19 protein-coding genes, 1 tRNA gene, 1 other RNA gene and 1 pseudogene are annotated in these 25,107 nt (G+C 65.1%); 17 read left to right on the forward strand and 5 right to left on the reverse strand.

Going from position 1 to position 25,107, the window contains the following annotated elements; translation table 11 throughout:
* On the forward strand, positions 1-486 hold the full coding sequence (locus HALZIN_RS0112795) for an outer membrane protein assembly factor BamE (protein ID WP_328286635.1): 486 nt from the start codon (positions 1-3) through the stop codon (positions 484-486).
* Positions 487-518: 32 nt separating this feature from the next.
* On the opposite strand, the gene HALZIN_RS0112800 is transcribed toward HALZIN_RS0112795, so the two are convergent.
* Both HALZIN_RS0112800 and HALZIN_RS0112805 read right to left on the reverse strand, forming a co-directional pair.
* Complete coding sequence (locus HALZIN_RS0112800) at positions 519-815, reverse strand: RnfH family protein (protein ID WP_031384600.1); 297 nt, start codon at positions 813-815, stop codon at positions 519-521.
* Between the two features lie 19 nt (positions 816-834).
* Complete coding sequence (locus HALZIN_RS0112805; RefSeq protein WP_031384601.1) at positions 835-1,272, reverse strand: type II toxin-antitoxin system RatA family toxin; 438 nt, start codon at positions 1,270-1,272, stop codon at positions 835-837.
* Between the two features lie 132 nt (positions 1,273-1,404).
* Between HALZIN_RS0112805 and smpB the strand changes: the two genes are divergently transcribed.
* Positions 1,405-1,884: an SsrA-binding protein SmpB gene (gene smpB / locus HALZIN_RS0112810; RefSeq protein ID WP_031384602.1), complete on the forward strand. Its 480-nt coding sequence runs from the start codon at positions 1,405-1,407 to the stop codon at positions 1,882-1,884.
* A 60-nt stretch (positions 1,885-1,944) separates the two neighbouring features.
* Positions 1,945-2,323, forward strand: a transfer-messenger RNA (tmRNA) gene (ssrA, locus tag HALZIN_RS17600).
* A 212-nt stretch (positions 2,324-2,535) separates the two neighbouring features.
* On the opposite strand, the gene HALZIN_RS0112815 is transcribed toward ssrA, so the two are convergent.
* Positions 2,536-2,612 (reverse strand) — tRNA-Ile (locus tag HALZIN_RS0112815).
* A 94-nt stretch (positions 2,613-2,706) separates the two neighbouring features.
* Here HALZIN_RS0112815 and HALZIN_RS0112820 point away from each other — a divergent pair.
* From HALZIN_RS0112820 to HALZIN_RS0112885, 14 genes and pseudogenes are all read left to right on the forward strand, one after another.
* Entirely contained in the window at positions 2,707-3,330 is a 624-nt protein-coding gene (locus HALZIN_RS0112820) for a hypothetical protein (protein WP_051907517.1), read from the forward strand.
* A gap of 4 nt (positions 3,331-3,334) precedes the next feature.
* The gene (locus tag HALZIN_RS0112825) at positions 3,335-4,072 is read left to right on the forward strand and encodes a 4'-phosphopantetheinyl transferase family protein (protein ID WP_031384604.1); all 738 of its coding nucleotides are present in this window, start codon (positions 3,335-3,337) and stop codon (positions 4,070-4,072) included.
* A 133-nt stretch (positions 4,073-4,205) separates the two neighbouring features.
* Positions 4,206-6,305 (forward strand): TonB-dependent receptor, encoded by a 2,100-nt coding sequence (locus HALZIN_RS0112830; RefSeq protein WP_031384605.1) that lies wholly within the window; start codon positions 4,206-4,208, stop codon positions 6,303-6,305.
* A gap of 254 nt (positions 6,306-6,559) precedes the next feature.
* Positions 6,560-7,468, forward strand: a pseudogene (locus HALZIN_RS18710) (MFS transporter); the annotation flags it as partial.
* 295 nt (positions 7,469-7,763) lie between these two features.
* Positions 7,764-9,620, forward strand: coding sequence for an IucA/IucC family protein (locus HALZIN_RS0112845; protein ID WP_051907518.1), 1,857 nt, complete (start codon positions 7,764-7,766; stop codon positions 9,618-9,620).
* Positions 9,617-9,757, forward strand: a complete 141-nt coding sequence (locus tag HALZIN_RS18220; protein ID WP_201448254.1) for a hypothetical protein — start codon at positions 9,617-9,619, stop codon at positions 9,755-9,757. Before HALZIN_RS0112845 ends, HALZIN_RS18220 begins: the two co-directional genes overlap by 4 nt.
* Positions 9,721-10,557: a GNAT family N-acetyltransferase gene (locus HALZIN_RS0112850; RefSeq protein WP_051907519.1), complete on the forward strand. Its 837-nt coding sequence runs from the start codon at positions 9,721-9,723 to the stop codon at positions 10,555-10,557. The genes HALZIN_RS18220 and HALZIN_RS0112850 overlap by 37 nt, the downstream gene beginning before the upstream one ends.
* The gene (locus HALZIN_RS16925) at positions 10,557-11,864 is read left to right on the forward strand and encodes an IucA/IucC family protein (RefSeq protein WP_051907520.1); all 1,308 of its coding nucleotides are present in this window, start codon (positions 10,557-10,559) and stop codon (positions 11,862-11,864) included. Before HALZIN_RS0112850 ends, HALZIN_RS16925 begins: the two co-directional genes overlap by 1 nt.
* Positions 11,857-13,179, forward strand: coding sequence for a lysine N(6)-hydroxylase/L-ornithine N(5)-oxygenase family protein (locus HALZIN_RS0112860; RefSeq protein ID WP_031384609.1), 1,323 nt, complete (start codon positions 11,857-11,859; stop codon positions 13,177-13,179). Before HALZIN_RS16925 ends, HALZIN_RS0112860 begins: the two co-directional genes overlap by 8 nt.
* A 139-nt stretch (positions 13,180-13,318) precedes the next feature.
* Positions 13,319-14,086: an ATP-binding cassette domain-containing protein gene (locus HALZIN_RS0112865; RefSeq protein WP_031384610.1), complete on the forward strand. Its 768-nt coding sequence runs from the start codon at positions 13,319-13,321 to the stop codon at positions 14,084-14,086.
* A gap of 29 nt (positions 14,087-14,115) precedes the next feature.
* A complete protein-coding gene (locus tag HALZIN_RS0112870) occupies positions 14,116-15,042 on the forward strand; it encodes an iron-siderophore ABC transporter substrate-binding protein (RefSeq protein ID WP_231662915.1) in 927 nt (308 codons plus the stop codon).
* A complete protein-coding gene (fhuB, locus tag HALZIN_RS0112875) occupies positions 15,039-17,042 on the forward strand; it encodes a Fe(3+)-hydroxamate ABC transporter permease FhuB (RefSeq protein ID WP_031384612.1) in 2,004 nt (667 codons plus the stop codon). The genes HALZIN_RS0112870 and fhuB overlap by 4 nt, the downstream gene beginning before the upstream one ends.
* Positions 17,043-17,506: 464 nt before the next feature.
* Positions 17,507-20,035 (forward strand): cellulose binding domain-containing protein, encoded by a 2,529-nt coding sequence (locus HALZIN_RS0112880; RefSeq protein WP_051907521.1) that lies wholly within the window; start codon positions 17,507-17,509, stop codon positions 20,033-20,035.
* A gap of 222 nt (positions 20,036-20,257) precedes the next feature.
* The gene (locus HALZIN_RS0112885) at positions 20,258-20,848 is read left to right on the forward strand and encodes a PRC-barrel domain-containing protein (protein ID WP_031384614.1); all 591 of its coding nucleotides are present in this window, start codon (positions 20,258-20,260) and stop codon (positions 20,846-20,848) included.
* A gap of 260 nt (positions 20,849-21,108) precedes the next feature.
* On the opposite strand, the gene HALZIN_RS0112890 is transcribed toward HALZIN_RS0112885, so the two are convergent.
* Both HALZIN_RS0112890 and HALZIN_RS0112895 read right to left on the reverse strand, forming a co-directional pair.
* Positions 21,109-23,226 carry a TonB-dependent siderophore receptor gene (locus HALZIN_RS0112890; RefSeq protein ID WP_031384615.1) on the reverse strand — a complete coding sequence of 706 codons (2,118 nt, stop codon included), beginning with the start codon at positions 23,224-23,226 and terminating at the stop codon, positions 21,109-21,111.
* 121 nt (positions 23,227-23,347) lie between these two features.
* A complete protein-coding gene (locus HALZIN_RS0112895) occupies positions 23,348-25,003 on the reverse strand; it encodes a multidrug ABC transporter permease/ATP-binding protein (protein ID WP_031384616.1) in 1,656 nt (551 codons plus the stop codon).
* Between the last annotated feature and the right edge of the window lie 104 nt (positions 25,004-25,107).

Below are 25,107 nucleotides of genomic sequence, written 5' to 3' on the forward strand. Positions count from 1 at the left end.
ATGATCGACCAAAGCAACGATAGTGAAGAACGGGGCCAAATGCAAAACCTGATCAAAATAGTCATCTTCTCCCTGGTGCTGGTACTCGTCAGCGGTTGTAGCTACCTAAGCGTCTACAAGCGCGACTTGCCCCAAGGCAACCTGATCACCCAAGACATGCTGGCGCAGCTCGAACTCGGCATGAGCCGTGAGCAGGTACAGTATGTAATGGGCAGTCCGCTGCTCGAAGCACCCTTCAATGGCAACCAGTGGGATTACGTGTTCCGTCTGGACGAAGCTTACGGCGGTGTCATCTACAAACGCCTGACGCTGACTTTCGACAATGATCGTCTGGTCGACATTCAGACCTTTGGCGATCTCGACACCAACGTCGATCTCAAGCCGGAGAGTGGGCCTGGCCCGGCAATGCAGGACAATGCGTTGCCGGAGGGCGTGATCGACGCGACACCCAGTCGTACTACGTTTCAAGATGAGCCGATCGAGTAATCGCCCAACGGCCGAGCGATTACGGGGCCCGGCTATTGACCCGCCGAACGATCGGCGCGTCGCCGCCGGGCCTGCTTGGGATCGATGAGCAACGGGCGATATACCTCGACTCGATCGCCGGGTTGCAGGGCATGTAAATGGGGGGCGCGCAGGACCTTGCCGTAGATGCCCAGCGGCGCCTGCGCAAAAGCCGATTCCGGCAACTCGGGAAAGAAGCGACCAAGGTCCGCCTTATGAACGGCCTCACGTGCCGTCGTGCCTGTGGCCAGCGTCAGGGCAACGACCTTCTGTCGCTGGGGGAGCGCGAAAGCCACCTCGATGTCGATCATTTCAGCTTCTTCGCATGCCTCAGTAGCGACCATAGACATCATCGGCACGTCGCGTGAAAGAATCCACCAGCTGGCTGGCGACCTGGCTGAACAGCTTGCCGAACGCCATACCGAGTATGCGATTGGAGAACTCGAAGTTCATTTCCAGGGATACCTTGCAGGTATTCTCGCCCATCGGCGTGAACAGCCACTGGCCCTGCAGACGCTTGAACGGGCCGCTGACCAGCGAAAGTTCGATGCGCTCGGGCGGACAGAGATCGTTGCGTGTGGTGAAGCTCTGCTCGACGCCGGCCTTGGCCAGCGTCAGTTCGCCGATCAGGTGATCTTCGTCACGCTCGATGAGTCGGGTACGCCGACAGCCCGGCAGAAATTCGGGGTAGCGTTCGAAATCGTTGACCAGATCGAACATGGCCTGGGCGGAATGTCGCACCAATGCGGACCGATTGACCGTGGGCATGTACCTCTCCGCTGACTTCCCTGTGACTGGAGCGTATCATGGCTATTTATATCGCCAAGCCCTTGAAGGATATCATGCCTCACTCCATATGGGGCCTACCGGGCGTCACCGCATAGCGACATACGAGGATCCATGGGCAAGAAGAAAGCCGACAAGGCGGGCAGCAGCGCCATTGCCCTCAACAAGAAGGCGCGCTTCGAATACCACATCGAGGAAACCTTCGAGGCGGGTCTGGCGCTGGCGGGCTGGGAAGTAAAGAGCCTGCGAGCGGGCAAGGCCCAGCTGACCGATACCTACATTCTGGTCAAGAATGGCGAAGCCTGGTTGCTGGGCAGCCATTTCATGCCGCTCAACACAACCAGCACCCATGTGCTGGCCGACCCGACGCGCACCCGCAAGTTGCTGTTGCACCGCAAGGAGATCGCCAAGATATTCTCGCGCACCCAGGACAAGGGTCATACCTGTGTGCCGCTCAAGCTGTACTGGAAGAAGAACCTGGTGAAGTGCGAATTGGCGCTCGTCACCGGGAAGAAACAGCACGACAAGCGTGCCACGGAGAAGGAGCGCGACTGGAACCGTCAAAAGGCGCGCATCATGCGCGACAGCAGGTGAGGGAAGTAGCGATGCGGGTTTTACCTGAGCAAAACGCTCTGGTATAATCTGCCACGTCATGGGGGCGACATGGCTTCGACGCTGGTGACAACCCCTGAGGTGCATGCCGAGAGCGTGATGTATCTCGTAAATCCAACATCACGATTAAATAGTCGCAAACGACGAAAACTACGCTCAGGGCGCGCTGGCAGCTTAAAAACTGCTGGTGTTAGCCTGGCCCCGAAGCGATGTGCCCATTCATCGTGGACGGGAGACGAGCGCAAAGTAATGGGATCGCGATTGGCGGCGCCTTCACGTCAATCGTCAAACTTAAGAAGGCTCGCGTTGCTGGATCCTGCCCGTCGGAGTCAGCAACGCTAAAACAAAAGACGGAACTAAGCATGTAGAGCCAATGGGCGAGTGCCGGCGGACGGGGGTTCAATTCCCCCCGCCTCCACCACTCAAGCATACGAATCAAGCACCTACGGGTGCTTTTTTCGTTTCCAGGGGCATGGTTCGGGCTGTTTCGGGCATGCCGTGGACAGCCTCCAAATTGCAGGAACGGAGACGTTCACCATGGCGCGCTACGCCCCCCCCAGCACAGATACCAAGCCAGACGGGTTGAATCGTCGGGATTGGCTAAGGGTCGGAACTGGCTAAGGTGTTGAATATTGGTGGGCCCAGCTGGACTCGAACCAGCGACCAAGGGATTATGAGTCCCCTGCTCTAACCAACTGAGCTATAGGCCCTACGTTGCGCGGGCGTATGATAGCGAATGGAAATGGCTGAGACCAGCGCCCGGCTGCTATTCTCGCCACGGCCAATCCACCGGGAGGAAACGACATGGACGTTCGATACGCATCAATAGACCAGCGCTTTCGTCGCCTGGCCAGCACCCTACTGATCGCCCCGCTCGCGGCCGGGTTGAGCCTGTCGGCGCATGCCGCCTGGCAACTCGACCCCGAGCAGTCGCAGGTGACCGCCACCATCGTCGAGGTCACCCCCAACGGGCCGCTGCCGCGTACCCACCGTGTCAGTGGCCTGCAGGGCGAGTTGAGCGACGCCGGCACCCTGCGCGTGCCGTTGCGCTTCAACCAGACCGACGTCGCCGAGCGCCTGGGCCAGATGCCGTCATGGCTCTCGGGGCTGACCGACGCGCCGCTGGCCACCGTGACCGCGTATTTTCCCGCCCAGCGCCTCGATGAGTTGACCGTCGGCGAGTCGTTGACCGATACGGTGACCCTGGAGGTGCAGAGCAACGGCGGGCGCCGCCAGGAACCATTGCAGGTGCGCTTCACCCGCGAGTCCAGCGCTGTCATCCGGCTGCGCAACGCCGAGCGGGTGGTGATGGACGGCAGCGCGCTGATGGCCAATCAGAACGCCCGCGGCATCCTGCTGTTGCTCGGCTACGAGGAGATCGGCGACGAGATTCCTGTCGAGCTGGACGCCACCCTCGTCGATCGCTGAACCGATGCCCGACGCGCCGCGCACCGCTTCCCTGCCCGCCTGCCTGGGTCCGTGGCTGAACGCCTGGCCGTGGGCCGAGGCGCTGCCCGGCGCTCAGTGGCTGGCACTGCGCTACGCCAAGTCGGCGTTCACGTTTGAGGCCTGGTCGCAGGCGGCGGTTACACCGCCCGATGCGCTGTGTCGCGCCGCGTCCAAGCGCCAGCTTGAATTCCTCGCCGGCCGGCTGTGTGCCCGCGAGGCCCTGAATGCGCTGACTGGCGAACCCCACGTGCCGGTGATCGGCGCCGGCAAGGCACCGCACTGGCCGGCAGGCACGGTCGGCTCGATCACTCATGGCGGCGACCTGGCCGCCGCGCTGGTCGCCCGCGTGGAGTGCTGGCGCGGTATTGGCCAGGACGCCGAGGCGCTGCTCGGCGAGGCGCGCGCCGAACGCCTGGCGCCGCAGATCCTCACCCCCGCCGAGCGACACTGGCTCATTGGCTTGCCGGCGGATCAGCACGGCGAATTCGTCACGTTGGCATTCTCGCTCAAGGAGAGCCTGTTCAAGGCGCTGTTTCCGCTGGTCGGCGTGCGCTTCTATTTCCAGGACGCCGAGTTGATCGTCTGGAACAGCGAGGCGCAGCAAGTAACACTGCAACTGCTCACGCCCCTCGCCCCCGACTGGCCCGACGCCAGCCGGTTGCATGGCCAGTACGCCCTGCTGGATGGCTACCTGATCAGCATGGTGGCTATTCCCGCCTAGACGATAGGCCGCGAGCCATCATTCGCATGATAATTAAATAAGAATCACTATCATTAGCTTTCGCCTTTATTCTAGCATCTTTGACCTGCTTACACAGCAAGGGCAAACAGGTATTGTTAGCAAGGGACCCATAATGAAGAAGACAATGACACTTAGTCTCGCTGTCGCCGCCAGCACCTCGGCGCTACAGCTACAGGCTCAGGAAACCCAGGACACCATGGTGGTGGTCGGCTCGCGCACGCCGACCGAAATCAGTCCGATCCCCGGCGCCGTCTGGGTGGTCGAAGAGGAAGAGTTGCAGCAGCAGATACGCAGCGGCCAGACTCTGAAGTCGGCACTTGGTAAGCTGATTCCTGGATTCGATTTCGGCTCTAGCACTAATCGTACCAGCTTTGCACAGAACTTCCGCGGACGTGATGCCTTGGTAATGATTGATGGCGTCTCACTGAATAACTCTCGGAGCCTGTCACGCCAGTTCGATTCCATCGATCCTTTTAATATCGCGCGGATTGAAGTGCTCTCCGGCGCCAGCAGCCTTTACGGTGGCGGAGCTACCGGCGGGATCATAAATATCGTCACCAAGAAAGGTGATGCAGGTGGGCCGCGCTTCGAGAGTGAAATCGGATTAACCTCTGGGTTCAACAACTCAGACGATCTGGACAAGCGTGCCGCACAGTCCATCGCCGGCGGTAACGACAAGGCTCAGGGCCGTTTGGCGGTTGCCGTGCAGGAAAACGGCTGGTTCTACGATGCCGATGGCGACATTATCACTCCGGATATCGCCCAGTCAGGGCTTCAGGGCAACCGCTCTGTCGATGTAATGGGTAGTCTGAGTGTCGATCTCGGCGATACTCAGAGGCTCGACTTCACAGCTCAGTATTACAACTCTTCTTTCGAGGGAGACAAGGGGCTCTATTACCCTAACTACACGACGGGCTCCACCTACTCCGAGCAGATTCAGGGCAGCGAAGTCCGTGACGGTTACGAGTCAGATGTCGATGCCGAAACCGACCGCATTTACCTGAATGCGAACTACCACAATCGGTCGTTGCTTGGTCAGGAATTCTACGTCCAAGCCTATCATCGGCAGGAATCTTCGGTATTTCATCCTTTCCCAGGTACATCGACATTCACAATATCGGAGCAGAATACCGACCTGACAGGCGCCAAGGCCGCCTTCACGGCTAACATCAGCGATCCGTTCAGCCTTACCTACGGTATCGATCTATCCCGCGAGGAGTTCGATTCGAAGCGATATACCCTTGCCGTCTCCGAGGGCGGATTAGACCTCGACCAAGTCTCGGTACTCGACCCCTATTACCCCGCTTTCGAAGCGGATACCTATGCTGGTTTCGTTCAGGCCGATTATCAACTGACACCTCAGCTCCTGCTATCCGGTGGGGCCCGTTTCGAACAGACAGACGTAGACGTCGCGCCACAGGGTGGCAACGATGGCGGCGAGAATGACTATGACGTATCCCTGTTCAACGCCAAGGCATTGTATGACTTCGAAAATGGACAGCAGGCTTGGCTGGCCTACACACAGGGCTTTGAAATTCCTGATATCGCCAAGGCCTATCGAGGCGTCAGCTTCGATATCTCTAGTAACCCAGTAGACGGTATCAAGACGGAGCAGATCGAAGCCGGCTGGCGACTCTCGAACGGCGACTGGCAGACTCAGATTGCGGCGTACTACAGCTGGTCCGATAAGGATATCGGCTATCTCTACAGTGACTCCGACGAAAACATCGAGATTGGTGTGACTACCATCGACAAGGATGTCAGGACTTATGGAGTCGAAGGGCAGGTACAGCGCTTCGTTGGTCAGAATTGGTCTTTCGGTTCCAACTTCAACTGGGTCCGCTCCGAAGAAAAACGTGACGGAGAGTGGGTCAAGGCCAGCGTGACCGAGGCCAGCCTGCCTACAGCTACCATCTTCGGCGAATGGTCGGACCTCGATACTCGTGCTCGCCTGCAGGCAAGCCGTGCATTCAGCATCGAGGATGATGCCGGCTACGAAATCGATGGGTTCATCACAGTCGATGTTATTGCCAGTCAGGATACCGATTACGGCACGTTCAGCTTGGGGATCGATAACCTGCTGAACGAGGACTACACCACTATTTGGGGTCAGCGTGCTGCGGTGTTTTATGAAGTCTACGGCGCTGATTCGCTGTGGGATCTCCAGGGCCGTGGCCGCACCTACAGCCTGACCTGGTCTCACCAGTACTGATCTATCTTGATACTGTTCGTATCGTTTGCGCCCACCTCTCGCGGTGGGCGTTTTTCTTGCCCTGCTGTCCCGTTCCCGCCGCGACACAAGGCGCTACATAAGGCGACTTGACTTTTTCTATTAAATAACAATAATTCGTATTAACATTTGAGACTCAGGATGCCCTTGTGTTGCCACACCCATGGCGAATCAGCGCCAGCGCCGCACTGCTCGGCCTCGGCCAGAATGGACTGCTCGTCGCCCTACCGGTGCTGGTGGCCCGTTTCGAACTGACCCTCGCCCAATGGGCCGGGTTGATCATGGCCGGCTCGATGCTGTTCGTGATCGGCAGCCCGTTCTGGGGGCGAATGGCGGATCGCCACGGCAGCCGGCCGGTGGTCATCCAGGCGCTGGCCGGTTACATCGTCAGCTTCATGCTGATCGCGCTCATTTTGTGGTTTTCCGCCGCTCATGGCCTGCCCACCCCGGCGCTGCTCGCCGGCCTGCTCGCTGCCCGGGCGATCTACGGCTTGAGCGTGTCCGGCATGGTTCCGGCCTGCCAGCAATGGGCGGTGGCGCTCGATGCCCAGGCAGCAAGCGGCCGGGGCCGCGTCGCGGCACTCGCCACGGTCAGCGCGGGACTCAGCACCGGGCGCCTGCTGGGCCCGCTGGTCGCCGCCGCCAGCCTGACATTGTCGGCCTATGCGCCGTTCGTGACGATGCTGCTGGCCGGCCTGCTGGCGTTGCTGTTGGTTCGCGGTATCGCCAACCCGATCGCAGGACCTGTCGATCCTCAGCCGAGCGTCCGGCTGCCCGCACCGCGCAATGGTGTCTTTCTGATCCAGGCGCTGCTGCTGGCGATGTCGGTGTCGCTGATGCAGCTCGGCCTGCCGGCCGCGCTACAAGCCGCGCTGCCGATCTCCGCCGAGCGGGCCAGCCACCTGATGGGACTGCTGCTGTCGCTCGCCGCCGGCGGCGCGCTGCTGGCCCAGCTCGGCGTGATTCGCAGCCGGCGTCTCGCCTGGCCGGCCCTGCTGGGCATCGGCGGGCTGGCGATGACCGCCGGCTACGCCCTACTGGTGCAGGCCCACGGCCTGCCACTCTTCGCGGCGGGGGTCGTCGTCGCCGGCATCGGCGCGGCACTCGCCGTGCCCGGCTACACCGCCGGGGCGGCCGTTCATCAGGCCCAGGGCGCCAGCGCCGGCTACCTGGCGATGGCCCACACCCTGGGCTACGCCGCCGCCATGCTGTGGGTCGCCAGCCTCTCGTCCGAATACCTGCTGCCGCTTGCGCTGGGCGCCGCCGCCGTGCTGCTCGCCCTGGTGCCGCTGGCCCGATACCTGACGATCCGGATCGAGTACCGCATCGAGCCCGCAGGTCCCGCTAACCGCTCAAGGAGGAAGAACGGATGGCTTTACGCCTCAATAGTTAACGCTTCCCATTCGCCATCACCTAGCCACTACCGATCAGGAGCCTGCGATGACTCATCCCCGACTCGCGACGGCCGCCACCCGCCGCCAGACGCTCGCCCCGAGCGCCATCGCCAGTTGGCGCATCGATGCCCACAACGACCTGCCGGCCAGCTGTTTCTGCAATGCGTTGCTGCGCGAGACCCAGGGCTGGCAGCGGCTGCAGACCGCCAGCGGCCCGGTCATCCGCTTGCCGGTTACCGAGGGCGTGATCTGGCTGCGCCTGCGCCATATCAGCGCCAGCGGCGAGTGTCGCTTCCTGTGGCCGGCCTACTTCGGCGCCCATGGTCACGACGGCGCTACGCAGCCACTGGACTTCGCCACGCTGCTGGAACACGTGCTGGCCACTGCGGCCCTGGTCGGCCCGCTCGCTGCCGAGCAGCGCGAGACGTTTCGTCAGCGGGTGCTCGAGAGCCGCACCAATACCCGCCAGAGCCTTGCCGAGCGCGACGATCTCGATCATCTGCAGTACGGCCCGCTCACTTTCGCCGAGGCCGAGCAGGGCCTGCTGGCCGGCCATGCCTTCCACCCGGCGCCCAAGTCCCGCGCGCCGTTCGATGCCGAGCAGGCGCGTCGCTATTGCCCCGAGCACCGTGCCCGGGTGGCGCTGGCCTGGTGGGCGGTGGCGCCACGTGCGCTGGCGTCGGCCTCGAGCCGCCCGCAGATCGCCGGGGAACTGGCCCATGCGCTGCTGCCCGAGTCGCTCGCCGGCGAATTGCCCCCGGGCTTCACGCCGCTTCCCATGCACCCCTGGCAGGCCCGCCATCTGCGCGAGCAGCCCTGCGTGCGCGCCATGGAGGCCGACTGCCGCCTGGTATGGCTGGGCGAGAGCGAGACCCTGTGGTACCCGACCTCGTCGCACCGCTCGCTTTATGCGCCGAACGCACCGTGGATGGTCAAGGGCTCGCTGTCGGCGCGGCTGACCAATTCGCTGCGCCTGCTCAGCGAAAAGGAGGTCACCCGCGGCGTGCGCCTCGACGCCTGGATGCGCGAGCTCGACACCGCGCGCCGCTTCCCGGGCTTCGCGGTAATGCAGGAACCGGCCTGGCTGGGCTGGCGCAACGCCTGCGGCGATCCCGACCCGGAGAGCCTGGCGGTGCTGCGCGAGAATCCGCTCGCCGACGCCGCGGATGGCGAGACGCCGGTGCTCGCCACGCTCACCCAGCAGCCCTTCGACCAGGCCGGCCTGAGCCTGCTCGGCGCACGCCTGGTGACGCTGGCCGGCGAACGCGCAGCGGCACCCGGCGCAACGGCGCCCGGCACAGCGACACTCGCCGAGACCGCCCGCGGCTGGTTCGCGGCCTACTGCGAGCGCGTACTCACGCCGCTGTTCGGGCTGCTGGTGGAGGACGGCATCGCCCTGCTCGCCCATCAGCAGAACATCGTCCTGCGCCTCGACGACGGCTGGCCGGTCGGCATGTACTACCGCGACTGCCAGGGCAGCGGCGTCACCCAGCACTTCCTCGCCCGGCATTTCGAGCTGGTCGATGCGCCGCCCGAGAACCTCTGGACGCGGGAAACGGTGCGCCGCTACTTCCCCTACTACCTGCTGATCAACTCGACCTTCGCGGTGACCAGCGCGCTGGCCGCCGACGGCCTGGTCGACGAGCACCTGCTGCTCGACGACCTGCGCGATCACCTGAACGCCCTGCGCGAGCGCCTGGTCGGCGACCTCGACTGTCTCGAGCACGTGCTGAGCGCGCCGACCCTCGACGTCAAGGGCAACTTCTTCTGCTACCTGAGCGGCGTCAACGAGGCCACGCTGGGCGACCCGGCACGCCTCTACCGCCCGCTCGCCAACCCGCTCGTCGGCGACGCCGGCGATCACGTTCTGGACGATTCATTGCGCCAAGGAGCCCTGGCATGACCACGACCCTCACCAGCCCCGCCGCTGCCGCCAGCGACGTCAGCGACAACGCCGCCTCGGCGACCTTGACCGAACGGCCGGACGGCCGGACGGCGCCGCCATGCTGGCCTGCCCCGCGAGCCCGCCGGCCTCGCTGATAGGCTATCTCGACGCGCTGTTCGCCGAACGCCGCGGGTTAGCCACGCTGATCCTCGACGAGGCCTGGCGCGCGCACCCCGACTGGGTGCCGCTGTGCGCCGCGCTGGGCAGCCCGCAAGTGCATCGCGCGGTCTTCTACCAGCAACCCTGGCACTGGCTTCGTCATGCCGCCACCGATCCCGCCACGACGCCCTTCGATCCCGGCCTCGGCCGCCCTCGGCGCCCGCCCAAGCCCCGCGGCGAGGTCTACCGGCGCACAGCTCCCGGGCTGGGGCGGGTCTTCTCGCTGCGCGTCATCGACCCCGAGCGCGACCTGGAGCGCTTCGTACGCTGGATGCACCTGCCGCGGATCGCCGAATTCTGGGAGCAGGCCTGGTCCCGCGACGAACTGGCGGCGTTCGTCGAGGCACGCCTGGCCGACGCCCATACCCTGCCGTTGGTCGGCGAGATCGACGGCCGGGCGTTCGGTTACTTCGAGCTCTACTGGGCGGCCGAGGATCGACTCGCCCCCTACTACCCCTGGGAGGCCTTCGATCGCGGCCTGCACCTGCTGGTCGGCGAGCAGGAGTTCCGTGGCGCGCACTTCGTCGACGCCTGGCTCGCCGGACTGTCGCACTACGCTTATCTCGCCGAGCCGCGCACCCGGCGGCTGGTGCTCGAACCGCGCCACGACAACGCCCGGCTGTTTCGCCATCTCGAGCGCCTGGGGCTGCACGCCCAGCGCGACTTCGACTTCCCCCACAAGCGCGCCACGCTGGCCATGGGCCGGCGCGAACGGTTCTTCTCGGAGGTGTTGTGATGCAGACCCTCGACGCCGCCCTGGCGCACCACTGGCCGGCCGCCAACCGCGCGCTGATCGCCAAGATGATCGGCGAGCTCAGCTACGAGCAGATCCTCGCGGCCACCGCTGACGGCGAAGACAACGGCTATCGTCTCGAGCTGGGCGCAGCCGGCGTGTGGCGCTACCGGGCCCGCCTCAACCTGTGGGGCCAGCCGATGGTCGACCCGCAGAGCCTGACTCCGCCGCCCGGCGAGCGCCCCGAGGCCGCCGACTTCCTGCTCGCCCTGGCCCCGGCGCTGGGCATGCACGACGGCCAGGTCGCCGAGCATCTCGAGGACCTGTTCGCCACCCTGCGCGCCGACTGCCAGCTGCGCGAGGCCCGCCGCGGGCTGAGCGCCAACGCCGCCATCCGCCTGGCCGAGCCCGAACGCCAGCGGCTGCGCCAGGCGCTCGCCGAGCGGGTCGCCTACCCGGCGGACTACCGCCTGCTGCCGGTGCACCCCTGGCAGTGGCAGCAGATCCTCGCCGAGCCGGCCGCCGCGGTGCTGTCGCATGCTCAGTATGCGCGCCTGGAGACCGCGCCCTATCGCTATCACGAACTGTTCGGGGTGATCTGGCGCGAATCGCTGGTGCCGCGCCTGGGCGACGATGAACAGGCGCTGTTGATGGCCGAACTGATGCAGTGCGACGAACGCGGCCGGCCGTGGCTGGCCGCCTACATCGACGCCTCCGGCGTGACCGCGGATCGCTGGCTGATCCGGCTGTTCGAGGCCACCCTGGTGCCGATGTGGCACCTGATGTGCCGCTATGGCGTGTCGCTGATCGCCCACGGTCAGAACCTCACCGTGATCCTGCGCGACGGGGTGCCGCATCGCCTGGCGCTGAAGGATTTCCAGGGCGACCTGCGGCTGGTCGACGAGGAGTTCGCCGAGGCCGCCGACCTGCCCGAAGCGCTCAAGCGCGTCACCGTGCGGCTGCCGCCCGACAAGCTGATCCACGACCTGCAGACCGGCCACTTCGTCACCACGCTGCGCTTCATCGCCCCGCTCGCCGAGTCCTGCGGCGTCTCGGAGACGCGCTTCTACCGGCTGTGCGGCGCGGTGCTCGAGCGCTATGTCGCGCGCCATCCCGAGCTCGCCGAGCGTTTCGCGCGCTTCGACCTGTTCGCCCCGCGCATCCTGCGCCTGACCCTCAACCGCGCCAAGTTTCTGCACGCCACCGACCATGCCGCCGAGCGGATGCTCGCCGAGATGCAACTGACGGTCGCCAACCCGCTGCATCACGCCGGTGCTCAAACGCCCGACAAGGAGGTGCTGGATGCCTGACAGGCCCATTCACCACGGTGCTTTCGATCTCGCCGGCCTGGGCGCCGGCCCGTTCAACCTGAGCATCGCCGCGCTCGCCGACAGCCACGTGCCGACGCTGCGCACGCGCTTCTTCGAGCGCCGGGAGACGCTCAGCTGGCATCCCGGCATGCTGCTGCCCGATACCCACCTGCAGACCGGCTTCCTCAAGGACCTGGTCACTGCGGTGGCCCCCGACAGCCCGCATTCGTTTCTCAACTACCTGGTCTGTCACCGGCGCTTCTATCGCTTCGTCAACGCCGAGCTGCCGACCCTGAGCCGCGCCGAGTTCTCCGACTACCTGCGCTGGGTGGGCGGGCGCTTGAGCTCGGTCGAGACCGGCAACGCGGTACGCGAGGTCCGCCTCGACCTCCATGGCTTCCGGCTGTCCTGCGACCACGGCAGCTACCGCGCCCGTCACCTGTGCCTGGGCACCGGCAAGGCGCCGTGGCTGCCGCCCTTCGCCGAGGCGCTGCACGGCCCGCAGTGCCTGCATGCCGCCGAGATCGCCCACGTCGAGCGCGACTTCACCGGCCAGCGGGTGGCGATCGTCGGCGGCGGACAGAGCGGCGCGGATATCTTCATCAACGCCCTGCGCGGCCACTGGGGCCGGCCCGCCGAACTCAACTGGCTGTCGCGTCGGCGCAACTTCCAGCCCCTCGACGAGACCGCGTTCACCAACGAGTACTTCACCCCCGAGTACACCCGCGGCTTCCACGGCCTGCCCGAGGAGATCCGCGAGCGCGAAGTCGCCGCCCAGAAGCTGGCCAGCGACGGCATCACCCCCGCCGCCCTGCAGGCGCTCTACCGTGAGCTCTATCACCGCTTCGACGTGCTCGGCGAGCCACGCTGGGCACGCCTGCTGCCGCATCGCAGCGCGGTGGAACTGCGACGCCAAAGGCCCGGCTTCCACCTGACCACCGAGCATGGCCTGAGCGGCGAGCGGGAAACCTTCGACGCCGATGTGGTGATCTTCGCCACGGGCTTCTGCTCACGCCTGCCGGAGTGCCTGGCGCCGCTGGCCGGACGCCTGGAGCGCGACGCGCGCAGCGAGCTGGTGCTCGGTGCGCATTTCGAGGCCCGCTGGGATGGCCCGGCGAGCCATCGGCTGTACGCCGTCAACGCCGGCCGCCACAGCCACGGCATCGCCGAGCCGCAACTCTCGCTGATGGCCTGGCGTTCGGCGACGATCCTCAACCACGCCTGCGGGCGCGAAGTGTTCGACCTCGGTGACGATGCCGGGCCGATCGTCTGGCAGCCGTTCGTCGAGCGTGACGCCTGGGCGCGGGCGATCTAGCGCGCCGGAATGACTATTGATAACAATTCGTATTTAATTTACCCTCTGCGGCTCGGGACACTGGCACGTATGCAACGGATGCCGCGCCAGCGTCCCGTCCTGCCCATCGCAGCACGTTCGCCCGCACGCGGAGTCCGTCATGTTCCAAGTCAATGCCGCCAGCTTCGCGATCAACGGCAAAACCCTGCTGGAGCCCACCGATCTGCGCTTCGACGAGGGCCGGGTCTACGGCCTGATCGGCCATAACGGCTCGGGCAAGTCGACGCTGCTCAAGCTGCTCGCCCAGCAGCAGAGCGCCAGCCAGGGCGAGATCCGGCTCGACGGCCGGCCGCTGGCCGATTGGGGCAACCGCGAATTCGCCCGCCAGGTCGCCTACCTGCCGCAGCATCTACCCGGCGCCGAGGCGCTGACCGGCCGCGAACTGGTGGCGTTCGGCCGCTACCCCTGGCACGGCCTGCTGGGGCGCATGAGCGACGAGGATCGTCGGCAGATCGAGCGCGCCATCGCGCTGACCCACACCGAGGCGTTTGCCGACCGGCTGGTCGATACGCTTTCCGGCGGCGAGCGCCAGCGCGTGTGGTTGGCGATGCTGATCGCCCAGGGCAGCCGCTTTCTGCTGCTCGACGAGCCGTTGGCGGCGCTCGACATCGCCCATCAGGTCGAGGTGCTGGCGCTGATCCGCAAGCTGTGCCGCGAGTTGCAGCTAGGGGTGATCATCGTCCTGCACGACGTCAACATGGCCGCCCGCTACTGCGATCACCTGATCGCCCTGCATAGCGGCCGGCTGCTCGCCCAGGGCGCGCCCAGCGAGCTGATGTGCGACGCCACCCTCGAGGCGATCTACGGCATCCCGATGCGGGTGATGGCTCACCCCGGCGGCGAGCATCCGATCGCCGTGCTGCATTGAGTCCCGATCGAACCGGCCCTGGAGCCCGAGTGTCGCCAATCCGCCCGCCCCATACCGCTTCGTCGCTGATCGCGGCCCTATTGCTGGCGTTGTTGAGCGGGCTGCTGCTGGCGCGCCCGGCCAGCGCCGACGTTTCGTCGAACACGCCGCCGCGCCTGGCCACCATCGACTGGACCATCGCCGAGACCCTGCTGGGGCTCGGCGTGACGCCGCGGGGCATCGCCCAGACCGGCGCCTATCGCGACTGGGTCGGCGCGCCGGAGCTACCCGCCACGGTGGCCGACCTGGGGCTGCGCGCCCAACCCAATCTCGAGCTGCTCGCCGACCTGGCCCCCGAGCGCATCCTGATCTCGCCGATGTTCGCCTCGCTTGAATCGCGCCTGTCGCAGATCGCCCCGGTCTCGACGGTGGCCCTCTATGCCCGCGAGGGCCCGCTGTGGCCCAACCTGCTGGCCGCGACCCGAGAGATCGCCGAGCTGGCCGGTCGCCCGCAGGCCGCCGAGCGGCTGATCGCCGCCAGCCAGGCACGTATCGCAGCGCTGGCCGACACGTTGCCGCCGATCGAGCGGCCGCTGTTGATGGTGCAGTTCATGAACGCTCGCCATGTGCGCATCTTCGGCGAAAAGTCCCTTTACGACGCCGTGCTCGACCGGCTGGGGCTCGCCAACGCCTGGACCGGCGCCACCAACAGCTGGGGCTTCTCGCTGGTCGGCCTCGAGGCGCTGGCGGGTATCGACGCGCGCCTGGTGGTGGTCGAGCCGCTGCCGGCCGGCGTCGAAGCGGCGCTGGCCGACAGCGGCCTGTGGCGCCGCCTCGAGCCGGTACGTAACGACCGGGTGGTTACCCTGCCGCCGGTCTGGAGCTTCGGCGGGCTGCCCTCGGCGCAGCGCTTCGCCGAGCAGCTGGCCGCTGCGCTGCGCGCGGCCGAAAGGAATGCAGAGGACGACATTCCATGACAGCGACCGCCGCCCACGTCGCACGGCGCCGCCGACTCACCCCGGGGCGCGCCTGCGCCGCGTTCGCCGTGCTGACCCTGGCGCTGGCCTGGTTGGCGGTGGATGCTCAGATGGGCCTGAGCGAGGCCCTCGAGGGCTTGTTCGGCCCCGCAGACGACGCCATCGGCCAGTGGGTCGCGTACTACAGCTTCTGGCCGCGGCTGGGCATCGCCTTGCTGGCCGGCGGCGGGCTGGCATTGGCCGGGGTGCTGATGCAGCAGGTGTTGCGCAATCCGCTGGCCGCGCCGACCACGCTGGGGGTGGCCAGCGGCGCCAACCTGGCACTGCTGGCGGCGACGCTGTTCGCTCCGGGGCTGCTGATGCTGGGTCGCGAGTGGGTAGCGCTGGTCGGCGGCGGGCTGGCCATGGGGCTGGTCTTCGCGCTGGCCTGGCGGCGCGGGCTGACGCCGATGGTGGTGGTGCTCGCCGGGCTGGTGGTCAATCTCTACTTCGGCGCGCTGAGCGTGGTGCTGCTGCTGTTCAATCAGGAAGCGCTCAAGGGCCTGATGATCTGGGGCGCCGGCTCGCTGGCCCAGAACAACTGGGAGGGCGTGATCTATCTGCTGCCGCGCCTGGCGATCGCGTCGCTGCTCGCGCTGGCGCTGATCAAGCCGCTGACGATCCTCGAGCTCGACGACGCCAACGCCCGCAGCCTGGGCGTCTCGCTCAAGCAGATGCGCCTGGCCGGGCTGGGGCTGGCGGTATTCATCACCGCCTGCGTGGTCAGCGTGGTCGGGGTGGTCGGCTTCATCGGCCTGGCCGCGCCGGCCATCGCGCGACTGCTGGGGGCGCGCCGGCTGGGCGCGCGGCTGCTCTGGGCGACGCTGCTCGGGGCCTTGCTGCTGACCGCCACCGACCTGCTGCTGCAGCGCTTCTCGGGTCAGCTGCCGACGCTGATTCCCACCGGGGCGACAACCGCCGCGCTGGGCGCGCCGCTGCTGCTGTGGCTGATCCGCCGCCTGCACCTGGGCGGCCAGCGCCCGCGCGTCGAGGTCGGCGAGCCATCCGTCTCGCACGGCACGCCGCGACGGCTGGCCGGCGTGCTCGGCGTGGCGCTGCTGCTGGCCACCGGCATGAGCCTGCTGGTCGGCCAGGGCACCGAAGGCTGGCAGACGCCGCTTTCCAGTGGCGACTGGTCGACGCTGCCGTGGCGCTGGCCGCGGCTGCTCGCCGCCGCCGGCGCAGGGGTGCTGCTGGCACTCGCCGGGACGCTGATCCAGCGGGTCACCGGCAACCCGATGGCCAGCCCGGAAGTGCTGGGTATCAGCGGCGGCACGGCGATCGGCCTGATCGTCGCGCTGCTGCTGGTCCCGGGTATCGGCTACCTGGGGCTGATCGGCGTGGGCACGCTGGCGGCGCTGGTCACCCTGGCGGTGTTGATCGCGCTCAACCGGCGCAACGGCTTCCAGCCCGAACAGCTGCTGCTCACCGGGGTGGCGATCACCGCACTGTTCGACGCCGTGCGCAGTTTCATCCTCGCCGGCGGCGATCCGCGCGGTCAGCAGATCATCGCCTGGATGTCCGGCTCGACCTACTACATCGACGCTCCGGTGGCGATCGTCGTGCTGGGCCTGGCCGTGGTGCTGGCGATCGCCGCCACGCCGTTCGCCCGCTGGCTCGATCTGCTGCCGCTCGGCGCATCCACCGCCCAGGCGCTGGGCGTCAACGTCGCCCGCGCCCGGCTGTTGCTGCTGGGGCTGGTGGCGCTGCTCACCGCCTGCGCCACCCTGGTGGTCGGCCCGCTGTCCTTCGTCGGCCTGCTGGCCCCGCACATGGCCCGACTGATGGGCTTCAAGCGCGCCCGCGAGCACCTGCTCGGCGCCACGCTGATCGGCGCGCTGCTGATGGTCCTCGCCGATTGGCTGGGCCGCCAGCTGCTGTTTCCTCAGGAGATTCCCGCCGGGCTGGTCGCCACCCTGCTCGGCGGCGCCTATTTCATGTGGGGGCTGCGTCGGCTCTAAGGAAACACTGCATAAATGCCTGCGCGGGCAAATCGCTGCGTTGTGCGGTGCGCGGAATCCTCACATATACCCCATATGCTCCGGTTCCTGTGCGCCGTACGCCTTGCGCTTCAATCCGCTCGCCTATTTATACAGCGTTTCCCTAGCAGCGACGCCAACCTGCCAGTGCTCGCCCCCTCCCCTTCGACTCATCATCCTGCCATCCCGCCCTCGCCAAGATATAGCGCACAAAACGTGCGCTTTTCCTTACTAAAGCGGCACATCCATGCGCCGATAATCCGTTCGGTTGCCAGGTAACCTGATTCACGGATGCCTCCCGGGCGAATGAATGCCTACTGTCGCAGCGTCCACGACGCCCTTCACTGCCAGTCGCGACAGCCCTCTCGTTAGCCACGACCATCGCCGCCGGCTTCATCTTTTCGATGGCCCGGCGCTCGAGACATCCATTCAGAGCAAATGATTCCATGCGCGCAACGATCGACTTCAAACTCCGTAGTGAATGGAACGGCGGTGCCGTCTACGAGGTGTTCATCACCAATTCGGGCAGCGACCCCATCGCCGACTATCAATTCGGCTTCGACCTGCCCGGCGCCATCACCGACATCTGGAGCGCCTCGATCATCGCCCACGCCGGCGAGCGGTATGTCGTCGGCGACAGCGGCAGCGACAGCGATATCGCCCCCGGCGAAACCGTTCGCTTCAAGTTCAAGGTCGCCACCGAGAGCGGCGAGCGCCCCGCCAACTTCACGCTCAACGGCGAGTTGCTCGGCATTGACGATGCCACTTCACCCCCGACGCCGGTCATCGAGGCCCCCGAACCGGATGCAAGCGACGACGCGCCGGTCAGCGTCCCGAGCGAATTCCAGTTCATCGACAAGGCGCTCAGCGTCGACAGCGCCATCAGCGTCGAGACCTTGCAGGCGCTGATCGACGGTGCCCCCGAGGGCGCGGTCATCCAGCTGGCCGCGGGAAACTATCGCTTCGATGATTCGCTCAGTATCGAACGCTCCGACATCGCGCTGATCGGCGCCGGTTCCGGCGCAACCCGCATCACCTTCACCGACCAGGCGCTGGCCAACGACAAGGACACCGGAATCCTGGTGGAAAGCACCGCGACCCGCTTCGCCGGTCAATTGCAGCGCGACGTCGCCGAGGGCAGCGACACCCTGACCCTGGCCAGCGGTCACGGCCTTGCGGCAGGCGATACCGTGCGCATCTGGCAGGACAACGACCCGGCCTACTTCGAGGCGATCGGCGACACCTCCTGGCAGAAGAGCGATGCGCCGCTTCGCACCAGCATGGCCAACGTCCTCGCCGTCGACGGCGACACGGTCACCCTGGATCGCGGCGTGCATTTCGATTTCGCCGGTGGCGAAGCCAAGATCGAGCAGTTCGATGCGCTGGAAAACGTCACCCTGGCGGGCTTCAGCGTCGCTTACGAGCTCGGCGAACCGGACCCCGGCCTGTTCTCCAACACGCTGTCGTCGTTCACGGATTACCAGGCGATCAAGCTCAACGGCACCGTGGCTAGCGAGCTCAGCGACATTCAGGTCATCAACGGCCCCGGTACCGCGTTCGAATTCGCCCTGGCGCTCGACCTCAAGGCCGACTCGCTGGGCGCCCACGGCAGCTTCAACAAGGGCAGCGGCGGTATCGGCTATGCCTACGAGCTGCGTGAAAGCTACGACGGCGTGCTGACCAACCTGGAAGACTCGGGCATGCGTCACAGCGTGCTGTTCGCTTCGTGGCGCTCCTCGGTGGGCAACGACATCGAAGTCAGCGCCACCGACCGCGACATCAACTTTCACGGCGGCCAGGACCACGACAACAGCGTGCGGGTCGGCCAATCGATCCGCAGCGCCGAGAACGACGCCATGTCGACCTCGCTGTGGATCAACGCCGGCGGCGAGAGCTTCGGCGCCATCACCGACATGGCGACCAACCAGGTCACTTTCGACTACCTGGTCGGCTCGCGGCGCGACGATGTCATTCAGGGCAGCGACGACGGCGTCTATCTCGATGGCGCCCTGGGCCACGACCGGCTGACCGGCGGTGCCGGCGACGATCTGCTGCGCGGCGGCGACGGCTGGGGCAACGACATCCTCGATGGCGGCGAGGGCTTCGACACCGCGCTGTTCGATCATGCCTTCGGCGACTACAAGTTCCGTGACAACGGCGACGGCAGCTGGTCCTTCGACGGGCCCGGCGACGACGACACCCTGATCGACATGGAACAGGCCCGCTTCGCCGACGGCATGCTGCTCGACCTGCGCAGCGGCGTCGTCGCGCAAGGCGAAGTAGCGACGATTCCCAGCGCCGAGGAGATTCTCGCCAACGATCCCCATGTCGAGGATCCGCAACCCAGCGTAACCTCGCGCGATGAAGACACTGTCGCCACGCTGCCGGTCGAACCGCAAGTGCCTGTCGGGCCGTCTGAGCCTGCCGCGCCGGATGCGCCCGAAGAAGCCCCGGCCCCGAGCTTCTCGGTGGAACTGGAAACCGTCAGCCGCTGGTCGAGCGGCTACGTGATGCGCGTGAACCTCACCAGCATCGCCGACACCACCGTCGACAACCCGGAAATCGCCTTCGGCCTGGATGCCGACCTGACCACGCTTTACAACGCCACGCTGCTGAACACCGAGAACGGCCGTTACACCGTCGCTTACGAGGGCGGCCGCCAGACGCTGGAGCCCGGCGAGACCCTGAGCTTCTCGTTCAAGGCCTATGCCCCGGAAAGCGCGATTCCCAAGGACCTGACCTTCAACGGCTACGCCGTCGAAATGGATCGAAGCGTCCTGCAGACCGGTGGCGAAACCGACGCCAGCAGCGATACGTCGCCAGACCTGATACTGCTGGGTGACGCAGGTGACGACCTGCTGTTTGGTCTCGGCGGCAACGACAGCCTCTCGGGCGGCAACGGCGACGGCATCACCGATATGGCCATCGAGCTGGTGGGCGGCAATGTCAACGGCGCCGACGGGTTGATCCTGTAACCGCTCAAACGCCAGCGACGGTTGAAATTGCGCATTCAGGCCCTATGTTGAGTAACAGGCGCGATGTAAAGAAATGCCAGGCGGTGTAAGGAAGTAACCGTCTCTTTTTCACGGTCGGCAACGGCCGGCTTCATGCCTCCGGCGTTTCAGCGGCGCCAGTAAGGCGCGAAGGACGAAACGTCTGGACACTCGAAAAGGACTTTGTACAAGGAGAGCCAGATCATGGATATGCACAAGCCGTTCAACAAAGCCCTGCTCGCCACGCTTGCCGCCGGCACGCTGAGTGTCGGTGGGCTGGCCTGGGGTGCGCCTCAGGGACTGTATTCCGCCGATGAATTGACCGACGCCGACGTCTACAGCAAGGACAACCCATCCGAGGATATCGGCGACGTCGAGGACGTGCTGCTCGACGAGAACATGAAGGTCAGCGGCCTGGTAATCGACACCGGCAACCTGCTCGACATGGGCAGCAAGCAGTACGTCATCCAGACCGGCAAATTCACCGTCGAAACCCAGAATGGTGACGATCTCGAGAATATCGCATATCAGGTGCGTGTCGACCTGACCGAGCAGGAAATCACTCAGCAACCCGAATATACCAATGACTGGTGGGCGCAGACCAAGCAGAACACCAGCCAGGCTTGGCAGAACACCAAGGAAACCGCACAGAGCGCCTGGGAAAGCACCAAGGCAGCCACTTCAAACGCCTTGACGGAAGCCGGTAATGCCCTGAGCGAGGCCGGTAACGAGACCGAACAGGCCGCTCAAGAGGCAAGCAACGAAACTCAGGAGGGATTCGACCAGAACAACTGATTTGCTGCCCTAATGGCGCCATAAAGCCCGGTCGATGATAAACCGGGCTTTTTTATGGTTCTTCGCGGATCAGCGTAAAACGTTTGGGCCCCGCTATTGGGAATAAACTCCCTCCCACGCAAACCAGCCTGGATGGCCCACTGGAGCATGGGGACTCCTGTGGGAGGGAACTTGTTCGCGATGATCTGGGCCGCATTTCCCGGCAAAATGCGATGAACCTCTTTTATGGCTGCTAGCAGGGCATTGTTAGCCCGATTGGCTTACCAGCGGTACTTGAGACTGCCGATCACACTGCGCGACTCGCCGTAGTAGCAGTAGTAATCGCAACCGCTGACGTACTCTTCGTCGGTGATGTTGTTGACGTTGACCTGAGCCGTCCAGTGGGCGTTGAAATCGTAGCGGGCCATGGCGTCGTACAGAGTGTAGGACGGTACGTCGCGATCGATACCGCTGCCCGGACTGGCCGCGGTTTCGCCCACATAGCGCATGCCACCGCCGACCGACAAGCCTTCGACGGCGCCGGCCGAGAAATCGTAATCCAGCCACGCCGATGCCATATGATAGGGAATGAGCGGTGCGCGCTGGTCCTGTTGGCTTTCGCTGACGTCGACGCGGGTGTCGGTGTACGTATAGGACGTGGTCAGCTTGAGATTGTCGGTCAGGTAGCCGACACCCTCGATCTCGAAGCCGGTCGAACGACGCTCGCCGATCTGCCGCTGCGGTCCGGCCTCGCTGGTGATGAGGGTGTTGTCTTCGGTCAGATCGAAGGCCGCCACCGTGACATAGCCATCAAAGCTGGCTGGAGCGTATTTCACGCCCACTTCGAACTGCTTGCCCTCGAGCGGTTCATAGGCATTGCCATCGGCATCGGAGCTCGCCAACGGCGTGAACGACTCGCTGTAGCTGGCATACGGAGACAGCCCGTTGTCTGCCAGGTACATGACCCCTGCTGACAGCGACAGTTGATTGTCGTCGTAGCTCTGACGGGTCGTGGCGGTTTCATCGCTGCTTTCCACCGAATCGTGCCGCGCACCGAGCAGGAATATCCAGTCCTCATTCAAGCGAAACTGATCCTGCACATAGAGCCCCAGCTGTTTCTTGTCGACGTCATGGTCGATGAAAGCGGCCTCGCGGACCGGCGTGTAATTGCCGTACTCGGGGTCGAACACGTCGATCGTGCCGAAGCTGAAACTGTCGCCATCGGCATAGCCGAGATCCAGATTCTGATAATCGACACCTACCAGGAAGGTATTCTCGAAGTCCGCCCCGTAAGTACGGGCGATCAGCCGATTGTCAATGGTATAGGCATCGTAGTCGCCATCACGATAGATGATCCCCCGGCCCACGTTACGCGACGTATTGGACGGAAAGGGGTAGACACTGCGCAGATCGAGATCCAGATGGCTATAGCGGAAGTTCTGCTGGAATTCCCAGGTATCGTTGAGTCGGTGCTCCAACTCGTAACCCAACGACACCTGAGTCTGCTCGATGTTGTCGTAACCCGGCTCGCCGAGATTGGTATCGCGATCGATCTTGCCGAACGGCGTATCGTATAGCGTTCCGTAGGCCGGGAAGAACGCCGTGGTCGGTACGCCCTCATCCTTCTGCACACTGGCCAGGAAGGTCACCGTGGTGTCTTCCGAGAAATCGACGGCGAGGCTCGGCGCGAAGTAGTAGCGCTCCTTTTCGGTGCCCTCGAGTTCGCCATCGCCGTCACGATACAGGCCCACCATGCGATAGCGCATGTCGTCCCGCCCGGTGACCGGGCCCGATACGTCCACCCCGACCTGGCGGTGGCCTTTGTTGCCGGCCTGCACTTCGAACTCACCGCGCGGCTCCTCGGTGGGGCGCTTGCTGATGGCATTGATCACCCCGCCCGGAGGCGCCTCGCCGTAGAGGATCGAGGCCGGCCCCTTGAGCAGTTCGACACGCTCCAAGCCAAAGGGCTCGGTCATCCACCAGAAATAGCCGCCGGTGCGGAACAGCCGCAAGCCATCCTGGTATGTGGAACCTTCAGCGCTGAAACCGCGCAGGAACATCCAGTCGGCGTTGTTATCCGAACCGTAGGGCTGCGAAACGACCCCTGAGCGGTACTGGAAGGCCTCGTCGTACTTGGTCACCGCACGCTTTTCCAGCTCGTCCTCATCGACCATCGAAGTGGTCCGCGGCGTTTCCAGCGCCGGCGTGTCGACCTTGAGGGCGGTGCCCATGATGACCATGGTTTCGCTGTCTTCGCTGGCGGTCGTAGCGGCCGAGTCCTGGGCCAGCGCGGCCAGCGGCAGCGCCAGCAGCGCGCCGGACAGCGACAGACCCAGCGCACGGCGGATCGTCAGCGACAAACGCAGGTCCGTCGCGGCAGGAAATGAGATGTGGGACATGGGAGCCTCGAATGATCGGATGGGCTGTTCTTGGTTGTTAACGCGCATGATAAAGATTTTTATTTAGCGTCACAACGGAACTTGGCTCATCGCGAGCTGCCCGGCCACTTTCGACTCCCCTTCAACCAATGCGCGACACCGCATCGCGGCTCGCATGGGCGCGCTGCTCGCCGGTCAACTCGCTCAACTGGCCATCGCGCATCTCCAGCAGGCGATCGGCGTGCTCGAAGTAGCTATCATCGTGGCTGATCGCGAACACCGTCAGGCCCTGGTCGCGCATCGCCGGTAACAGTTCGCGGTAGAACACTCGCCGGAAGCTCGGGTCCTGGTCGGCGGCCCATTCGTCGAGCAGCAGGATGTCGCGCTGCTCGCAGATTGCCACCAGCAGCGCCAGCCGCTTGCGTTGGCCCTGGGAGAGTTGCCGCGAGGTCACCCGCTGGTCGACGAATTCAAGCTTCTCGCGCATGTTGAGACGCTCGAGCCAGGCCTCGACCAATGCCGGGTCGGCGCCGCCTCCCTGCGGCCCCATCAACTGGTCGAAAAGATAGAAGTCGGTGAACACGCTGGCGAAACGCTGGCGATAGGCTTCCCACCGGCGATCGTCGATGAGCGTGCCGTCGACGAGGATCTCGCCCGACTGCGGGTGGTAGAGCCCAGTCAGCAGACGCGCCAGGGTCGACTTGCCGCTGCCGTTGCCGCCGATCAGGAAGATCTGCTCGCCGCGATGCACCGTGAGATCGAGCGGCCCGACGGCGAAGCCGGGCTTGTCGCCGAGCGGGGCATAGCGAAAACTCACGCCGCGAAGTTCGATGCATTGCCAATCGGCCGAGGCGTCTGCGATGTCAAAGCCCTCGCGGTCCTCGGCGAGCCGCAGCGATTCGAGCTTGTTGAACGCCACCTGGGCGCTGAGCAGGGTCGGCAGCGCCCCCACCGCGCCGATCAGCGGGGTGCGCAGGAACAGCAGCGCCAGGGCGTAGGTCGCCGCCACCGTGGTATTGGCCCAGCCCAGGCCATTGGCCAGATAAAAAGCCACGCCGATGGCGCCGAGCATCATGATGTTGGCCCAGTTGTTGGCGCTCAGGTGGAAGGTGTCGGCGCAGATGACGTGATGGCGATAATCGCGCGAGGCGGCATCGAAGCTTCCGCCGTATAGCCGCCGGGCACGATAGCGGTTGAGCGAGAGCTCCTTGCGACCGCCGATCACCGCCTCGTAGTTCTGGTAGAGCCGGTCCTCGGATTCGCGGACCAGATTCAGGTGATGGTAGACCCGCGAGACCAGCCACCAGCCGATCAGCATGGTCAGGGTGATCCACAGCGCGGTGACCGCCAGCATCGGTGCCGACAGATAGCCGAGATAGACGGCCGTGGCGACGGTCAGCACCACCCCCTGGACCAGCTCCGGCAAGCGCACGAAGGCGATGGTGACGTTGCGCACATCGCTCGACAGACTGGCCAGCAGGTGCGCGCTGCCCAGCTGCTCGAGGCGCTCGATCGGGGTGTCGAGCATGCGCTTGATCAGCCGCCCGCGCAGATGATAGACGAACCAGTGACCCAGCATGGTCAGCGCCAGCTGCGCGCCCAGCGATATCGCCAACAGCAGTACCAGCAGACCGATGAAGCCCGGCAAGGCGGTCAGCGCGCTGGCGGTGTCGGCGATCATCCGCTGGTTGATGAACGCGATCACCCCCACGCCCAGCCCGGCGCTCGCCAGGCTCAGCGCCATCACGCTGATGAACGGCCAGCGGTAATCGCGAAAGACGACGCGCAGCAACTCCATGCCAGACCCCGAACGTAGCAGTTTGGCGCCTACCTTTGGGCAAAACGCCCATGGCGTCAATGAAGCATTATCATTTGCCAAGCCATCAGACGGCGGGGATCTCA

Origin of the sequence: Halomonas zincidurans B6, assembly GCF_000731955.1 — a bacterium.
Lineage (GTDB): Bacteria > Pseudomonadota > Gammaproteobacteria > Pseudomonadales > Halomonadaceae > Modicisalibacter > Modicisalibacter zincidurans.